Annotated in this window: 8 protein-coding genes; 6 read left to right on the top strand and 2 right to left on the bottom strand. The window is 62.9% G+C overall.

Going from position 1 to position 6,649, the window contains the following annotated elements; all coding sequences use genetic code 11:
* Positions 1-297: 297 nt before the first annotated feature.
* Positions 298-723, bottom strand: a complete 426-nt coding sequence (locus NKH43_RS32110) for an OsmC family protein (protein WP_254817821.1) — start codon at positions 721-723, stop codon at positions 298-300.
* A gap of 221 nt (positions 724-944) precedes the next feature.
* Between NKH43_RS32110 and NKH43_RS32105 the strand changes: the two genes are divergently transcribed.
* The 3 genes from NKH43_RS32105 to NKH43_RS32095 all read left to right on the top strand — a co-directional run bounded on the left by NKH43_RS32105 (position 945) and on the right by NKH43_RS32095 (position 2,193).
* Positions 945-1,163 (top strand): hypothetical protein, encoded by a 219-nt coding sequence (locus NKH43_RS32105; protein ID WP_352508947.1) that lies wholly within the window; start codon positions 945-947, stop codon positions 1,161-1,163.
* Between the two features lie 2 nt (positions 1,164-1,165).
* A complete protein-coding gene (locus NKH43_RS32100; RefSeq protein WP_352479974.1) occupies positions 1,166-1,522 on the top strand; it encodes a YciI family protein in 357 nt (118 codons plus the stop codon).
* 143 nt (positions 1,523-1,665) lie between these two features.
* Entirely contained in the window at positions 1,666-2,193 is a 528-nt protein-coding gene (locus NKH43_RS32095) for a hypothetical protein (protein WP_352861563.1), read from the top strand.
* Between the two features lie 187 nt (positions 2,194-2,380).
* Here the strand turns inward: NKH43_RS32095 and NKH43_RS32090 are convergent, their stop codons facing one another.
* Complete coding sequence (locus NKH43_RS32090; protein WP_352861569.1) at positions 2,381-3,625, bottom strand: ubiquinone biosynthesis hydroxylase; 1,245 nt, start codon at positions 3,623-3,625, stop codon at positions 2,381-2,383.
* A 100-nt stretch (positions 3,626-3,725) separates the two neighbouring features.
* On the opposite strand from NKH43_RS32090, the gene tesB reads away from it, so the two are divergent.
* From tesB to NKH43_RS32075, 3 genes are all read left to right on the top strand, one after another.
* Entirely contained in the window at positions 3,726-4,601 is an 876-nt protein-coding gene (gene tesB, locus NKH43_RS32085) for an acyl-CoA thioesterase II (protein ID WP_023722686.1), read from the top strand.
* A gap of 219 nt (positions 4,602-4,820) precedes the next feature.
* Positions 4,821-5,159, top strand: coding sequence for a P-II family nitrogen regulator (locus NKH43_RS32080; protein WP_023679755.1), 339 nt, complete (start codon positions 4,821-4,823; stop codon positions 5,157-5,159).
* Positions 5,160-5,190: 31 nt separating this feature from the next.
* Positions 5,191-6,612 carry an ammonium transporter gene (locus NKH43_RS32075; RefSeq protein WP_352861562.1) on the top strand — a complete coding sequence of 474 codons (1,422 nt, stop codon included), beginning with the start codon at positions 5,191-5,193 and terminating at the stop codon, positions 6,610-6,612.
* Positions 6,613-6,649: the final 37 nt, after the last annotated feature.

The raw sequence follows: 6,649 nt of genomic DNA, 5'->3' as shown, positions 1-6,649 counted from the left end.
ACGCCCCCACATCTCTCTTTAGCCGTCGGGGGGTCTCGGCCGCCGCTTTTCTTATCACCCGCCGCGGGGGGCGGGGCCCCCCCCCCCCCCCGGAGAGGGGGCTTCATAGAGCGCGGTTCCCCTCTCCGTCTCGGCTTCGCCGAGACACCTCTCCCCACTGTCGTGGGGCGAGCAACCCAAGCTGGAATAAAGCCGCGATCTTCCCTCTATCCTGCCAGCCCCCCGCAAGGGAGATCGGATGGCCGCTATGCTGTCGCCAATCATCGACCGGCTGTTCGATGCAGGTTTGCTTACGGCTCACCCGAGTCTGGCGTCGAGCGATACCTTGATGGCGCCGAGCGCCTTCGAGACCGGGCATCCGCCCTTGGCTTTTTCGGCTAGTTCCTGGAATTTGGCGGCATCGATGCCCGGTACCTTGCCGACCAGCGTGATCGCGCTGCCGGTGATGCCGGTGCCGGGGACCAGTGTCACCACGGCCTTGGCGTCGAGCTCGGTAGCCGGAGTGCCGTTCTCGGCAAGAAGATGCGCAAGTTGCATGGCAAAGCAGCCGGCATGGGCGGCGGCGATCAGCTCTTCCGGGTTGGTGCCGGATTTGCCGCTCTCGTCCTCGAAACGCATCTTGGCAGAATAGGGTGTGCCTTTCAGCGTCCCGCTCTGGGTATCGAGCGTGCCTTTGCCTTCCTTGAAACTGCCTTTCCAAACGGCGTTGGCGGTGCGGTCCATCAATTCCTCCTTGATTGTCTTGGCTGAGCCCGTAGTCGGCGTCCGGTCGACTATAGCGCGCGCCGGAGCGAAGGCCACCCACGCTTTCGTATCGGCGGCAGCGTGACACGTCATGTCGAGCGAAAAAAATTCGAAAAAATACGCGTGCAAAAATGTCGACTTCCATCTGTCCCGGCCGTCCTGCGGGCGGCCATGGACTTGGTGGCCGGATGGAGGACCACATGAACAATCTGTTTTCTGCTCACTGGACAAGCACCGGCCACGGGGCCGGTGAACAACAAGCCGACTGGTCGCGCCTGCAGCCTTCCGGCTTCGGCCGGCTGCTTGCGGCGATTGCCATCATCGGCATTGCGGTGTCCTTTCTCGACTATGCAGCGGCCAAAGGCCCAGCTGACGTGTCCGTCGCCTCGCCCTACGGTCCAACCCAGGAATGGAGGTAAAGATGAGATACGTTTGCCTGGTCTATGGTGAAGAAAAAGATCTCTACGCAATGACGCCTGCGAGGCTGGCCAAGCTCGACGCCGATTCGCTGGCCTATGACAGGTCGGTGGCGCAAAGCGGCCGCCTGATCATCGCGCAGGCGCTGCAATCGGTGAAGACATCGAAGACCGTGCGCCGGCGCCAGGGCAAGCGGCTGGTCACCGACGGCCCCTTCGCCGAGACCAAGGAGCAGCTGCTCGGTTTCGTCATGATCGAGGCCGGGGATCTCGACGAGGCGCTGGAGATCGCCGGCGGCATTCCGCTAGCCGAAATCGGCACGATCGAGGTGCGGGCGATCTACAACGTGCCGGGGTCGTAGGGATGTCCCGATAAGATCCTTGGCAAAGTGATGGCGGCCGATGACTGGCGCAGGCTTTCGTTTTCTTCGATCGATGCAACTTTTGCGTGTTGAAGCGAAGCAATACTTCTCCTATCGTCGCCCGAGATTGGGGATCTTGGGGTATGCATATATTGATTGCTGCAATCGGCCTGCTGGGGGCAGCGGCGTTCTGGTGGTACCGGCTGAAGATCATGAACGACGCGGCGCGTGAGGTTGCCGACGTCGTTGGCCGCGTCCAGGGCAATGTCCGCCGCAAGAAACTGCGCAAGCAAGCGGCGCTCTCGCCGCTGACGGCGATCGACGATCCGGTCGTGGCCGCCGCGACGCTGATCACCGCCATTGTTTCCGAACATGGCCCTGTGCTGCCGCAACGCGAAGCTGCCATTCGATCGGTGATCTCGGAGATTGCCGACAAAAAGCAGACCGATGAAGCGGTGATCTACGCCAAATGGGCGGCCTCGCAAATCGACGACGCCACGGTCGTCATCGACAAGCTGGCACCGTTCCTGCGCGAACGCCTCGATGCGGCTGAAAGGAACGATCTGCTACAGATGGTCAGCCGTGTCACGGAAGTCGGCGGGCAAAGCCAGCAGATTTCCGACCAGCGCATGCTCCGGCTGCGCCAGAAGCTCGGTTTCGAGGTCAATTAGGGTTTGCTGATATTCAGGTGATGCCGGCCTGCAAAGGGTGGCTTCCTGCGCTTCCTATTCTCACGTACCCAAACGCACGCTCCGCTCCGGTTCTCGGAAGCCACTGTTGGTCGCTTCGCGCCCCGTCTTCGACTCCGGCTCGGCCTGACCTGAATCTCAACACATCCTGGCATGTCTGTGAGATGGATCAGATCGCCTCGCCCTTCAACAGCTTCGGCGTGTCGCCGGACAGACCCGACGCCTGGCGGATGAAGAACCCCTTCAGCCGCGGCATGCGTTCGACAAGGCCAAGACCGACGTCGCGCAACGTACGCAGCGGGCCGAAGTCGTTGGAAAACAGCCGGTTCAGCACATCGGTGGTGATGCCCATCTGCACCGTGTCGAAGCGCCGCCATTGCTGGTAGCGCTCAAGCACGTCGAGCGCGCCGATGTCCTGGCCGAGCCGGTCGGCCTCGACCACCACCTCAGCAAGTGCCGCCACGTCCTTGAAGCCCAGATTGAGGCCCTGGCCGGCGATCGGGTGGATGCCGTGGGCGGCGTCGCCGGCCAAGGCGATGCGCGGCGCGACGAAGGCGCGCGCAATGGTCAGCCCGAGCGGCCAGGCGCGGGGCTTGTCGGCGATATGGATTTCGCCGAGCTTGAGGCCAAAGCGATGCTCGAGCTCATACTCCAGGACCAGGGTGTCGCCCGCGACCAGCTTTTCGGCATCCTGCGACCGTTCGACCCAGACGATCGACGAACGGTTGGTGCCGTCCTTGCCCGGCTTGAGTGGCAGCGTGGCAAAGGGGCCGGCCGGAAGGAAATGCTCTTCGGCGCGGCCGTTGTGCGGCCGCTCATGCGCCACCGTGCAGACGATGCCGGACTGGCCATACTCCCATTTCACCGTTTTGATGCCGGCCATGTCGCGCAGCTTCGAGTTGACGCCGTCGGCGGCGATCAGCAGCCGCGCCTTAAGCGTCGCGCCATCGGCAAGATGCACGGTGATGCCGGCGCCGTTGGTATCGAAGGCGCTGACGGCGACGCCCTCGATGATGCCGATGCCGAGCTGTTCGGCGCGCCGGCGCAAGGCGCCGTTCAAATCCTTGTTGGCGACCATATGCGCAAAGGGTTCGCCGGGCGCGACCTCGCCGTCGAAGGTGAGGAACACCGGACGGACCGGATCCGTTGTGCGCGAATCGGTGACGATCATTTCGGTGATCGCCTGCGCCTCCGGCGCGATCTCGTTCCAGACGCCGAGCTGGTCGAGCATGCGGCACGCGGCGGCTGCAATCGCCGAGGCGCGGCCGTCCTTCTGCCAGACGCCGGCGGGTGCTGCGTCGACGACGGCAACGGCGAGGCTCGGCCGCGCCTGCTTCAGCGACACGGCGGCGGCCAGGCCGATATAGCCGGCGCCGGCGACCAGAACGTCGAGCGAATTCTTGCTGTCCACCATGGCAATTCCTTTCGCAGCCTGACTGTCGCCGGGCATTCCGCCCTTGACTGCCCGCTGTTCCTGTCGGAAACCGCCATGGTAATTTTGCGGCGAGGTCAAGATGACGGCAGCCATGGACGAGCTTCTCGGCATTCTCGACCTCGAGCAGCTGGAACACAACCTGTATCGCGGTCGCAGCCCCAAGCTCGACTGGCAGCGCATCTTCGGCGGCCAGACCATCGCCCAGGCGCTTGTCGCCGCGCAGCGGACGGTCGAGGCCGAGCGCCATGTGCACTCGCTGCATGGCTATTTCATGCGACCGGGCGACACCAAGGTGCCGATCATCTACGAGGTCGACCGCATCCGTGACGGCGGCTCCTTCACCACGCGCCGCGTCGTCGCGATCCAGCACGGCCAGGCGATCTTTTCGCTGGAAGCCTCATTCCAGCAGGATGAGGTCGGCCTGGAACATCAGGTGCCGATGCCGCAGGACGTGCCGGCGCCCGACACATTGCTGTCGCAGCGCGAATTGCTGGGCAAGTTCGGCGAAGCCGTGCCCGATGGCATCAAGCGCTATTGGGAGCGCGACCGGCCGATCGAGATGAAGCCGGTGATGCTGAAGCATTACACCAGCCGGGAAAAGCTCGAGCCGAAGCAGAACATCTGGATCCGCACCACCGGCCCGGTGCCGGCCGACCGCGCCACGCAGGCGGCCGTGCTCGCTTACCTCTCCGACATGACGCTGCTCGACACCTCGACCTTTGCCCATGGCCGCGCCATTTTCGATCGCGACATCCAGGCAGCGAGCCTCGACCACGCCATGTGGTTCCATCGCAGCCATCCGCTCGACGACTGGATGCTGTACACGCAGGACAGCCCGTCAACGCAAGGATCGCGTGGCTTTACCCGCGGCTCGCTGTTTGCCCGCGACGGCACGTTGATCGCCTCGGTTGCCCAAGAAGGACTCATCCGGCTGAAGCGGCCGCCTGCCGAGTAGGCATTTTTCGAATTTTGCCTATTTTTTAATCATTTGCATTGACGCGACTGTGAACAGGCAGCCGACAAACCTTCCCGATTTCGTTGTTTAACAACAGCTTAACACCCTGCTTCGGCAATTGGCACGGAGCTTGAATCCTAGCGGGCACTCTCCGGCTCTCATGGGGATCGGCGAAGTCGTGCAAACGCGGGGACCCGCAACAGCAAAGGGTGAAACCTTATGAAGATCGTGATGGCAATCATAAAGCCGTTCAAGCTCGACGAGGTGCGCGAGGCGCTCACCGCAGTCGGCATCCAAGGCCTGACCGTCACCGAAGTAAAAGGCTACGGACGTCAGAAGGGGCACACGGAAATCTATCGTGGGGCGGAATACGCGGTCAGCTTCCTGCCGAAGATCAAGATCGAAGTCGCGGTCGCCGTCGACATGGTCGACAAGGCCGTCGAAGCCATCACCGCGGCGGCCAAGACCGGTCAGATCGGCGACGGCAAGATCTTCGTCTTCGGCATCGACCAGGCGGTGCGCATTCGCACCGGCGAAACAGACACCGACGCGCTTTGAGCCGCGGACACGTATTCCAATGGAGAGTTCAATGAATATTCCTTCCACCTTGAAGTTAACGGGACGCGCGGCCGTTTTGGGCTCGCTCGCTCTCGCTGCACTGGGCACGGTTGCTGCGTTCGCGCAGGAAGCGGCTCCGGCAGCACCGGCAGCGGCGCCGGCATTCACCGTCGACAAGGGCGACACGACGTGGATGATGATCTCCACCATTCTGGTGCTGCTGATGACCATTCCCGGCCTTGCCCTTTTCTACGGTGGCCTGGTTCGCGCCAAGAATATGCTGTCGGTGCTGATGCAGGTCTTCACCATCACCAGCGTGGTCATGATCGTCTGGGTTTTCTACGGCTACAGCCTGGCCTTCACCCCCGGCAACGCCTTCGTCGGTGGCCTTTCCAAGATGTTTCTGGCCGGCGTCGACGTGACGACGGTGTCCGAAACCTTCACCAAGGGCGTGGCCATTCCCGAACTGGTGTTCGTCCTCTTCCAGATGACCTTCGCCTGCATCACGCCTGCCCTGATCGTCGGCGCCTTCGCCGAACGCATCAAGTTCTCCGCCGTGATCCTTTTCACCATCCTGTGGGTCACCTTCGTATATTTCCCGATCGCGCACATGGTGTGGTTCTGGGGCGGCCCGAGCGCTTATAGCGATCCGTCGGGTCTCATCTTCGGCTTCGGCGCCATCGACTTCGCCGGCGGCACCGTCGTTCACATCAATGCAGGCATTGCCGGCCTTGTCGGCGCGCTGATGATCGGCAAGCGTATCGGCTACCAGAAGGACGTCATGGCGCCGCACTCGATGACGCTGACCATGGTCGGCGCCTCGCTGCTGTGGGTCGGCTGGTTCGGCTTCAATGCCGGTTCGAACCTGGAAGCGAACGCCTATGCCGTGCTGGCCATGGTCAATACGTTTGTCGCCACGGCGGCGGCGGCAGTGACCTGGATCGTGCTTGAAACGCTGCTGCGCGGCAAAGCATCCATGCTTGGCGCCGTTTCGGGTGCTGTCACCGGCCTCGTCGCCGTGACACCTGCCGCCGGCTTTGCCGGACCGATGGGCGCCATCGTGCTCGGTCTCGTCGCCACTTGCGTCTGCTATTTCTTCGTCTCGGTGGTGAAGAACAAGTTCGGCTACGACGACAGCCTGGATGTTTTCGGCATCCACTGCATCGGCGGCATCATCGGCGCGCTCGGCACCGGTATCCTGGTCAATCCCGCTCTCGGTGGCGCCGGCATCGTCGATTACTCGACAGCCGACTTCGCCGCCGGCTATGCCGGCACGGCCACCCAGCTGATGTCGCAGTTCAAAGGTGTGCTCGTGACAATCCTGTGGTCGGGTATCGGCAGCGCGATCCTCTACAAGATCGTCGACCTGATCGTCGGCCTGCGTCCGACAGCCGATGCAGAGCGCGAAGGGCTCGATCTCACCTCGCACGGCGAAGTGGCCTATCACCCGTAAGCTCGTCCGGGGCGGCCTCGGCCGCCTCGCGACGTCC

The sequence above is a fragment of the Mesorhizobium sp. M1163 genome, from assembly GCF_040318415.1.
Classification (GTDB): Bacteria; Pseudomonadota; Alphaproteobacteria; order Rhizobiales; family Rhizobiaceae; genus Mesorhizobium.
Note: the sequence above shows the minus strand (reverse complement) of the source record. Positions and strands in the feature narration are given on the sequence as shown.

Excerpts from the sequence above, each read along its gene's own strand:
- NKH43_RS32110 (WP_254817821.1), bottom strand. The coding sequence starts at position 723 with ATGGACCGCACCGCCAACGCCGTTTGGAAAGGCAGTTTCAAGGAAGGC.
- NKH43_RS32105 (WP_352508947.1), top strand. The coding sequence starts at position 945 with ATGAACAATCTGTTTTCTGCTCACTGGACAAGCACCGGCCACGGGGCC.
- NKH43_RS32100 (WP_352479974.1), top strand. The coding sequence starts at position 1,166 with ATGAGATACGTTTGCCTGGTCTATGGTGAAGAAAAAGATCTCTACGCA.
- NKH43_RS32095 (WP_352861563.1), top strand. The coding sequence starts at position 1,666 with ATGCATATATTGATTGCTGCAATCGGCCTGCTGGGGGCAGCGGCGTTC.
- NKH43_RS32090 (WP_352861569.1), bottom strand. The coding sequence starts at position 3,625 with ATGGTGGACAGCAAGAATTCGCTCGACGTTCTGGTCGCCGGCGCCGGC.
- tesB (WP_023722686.1), top strand. The coding sequence starts at position 3,726 with ATGACGGCAGCCATGGACGAGCTTCTCGGCATTCTCGACCTCGAGCAG.
- NKH43_RS32080 (WP_023679755.1), top strand. The coding sequence starts at position 4,821 with ATGAAGATCGTGATGGCAATCATAAAGCCGTTCAAGCTCGACGAGGTG.
- NKH43_RS32075 (WP_352861562.1), top strand. The coding sequence starts at position 5,191 with ATGAATATTCCTTCCACCTTGAAGTTAACGGGACGCGCGGCCGTTTTG.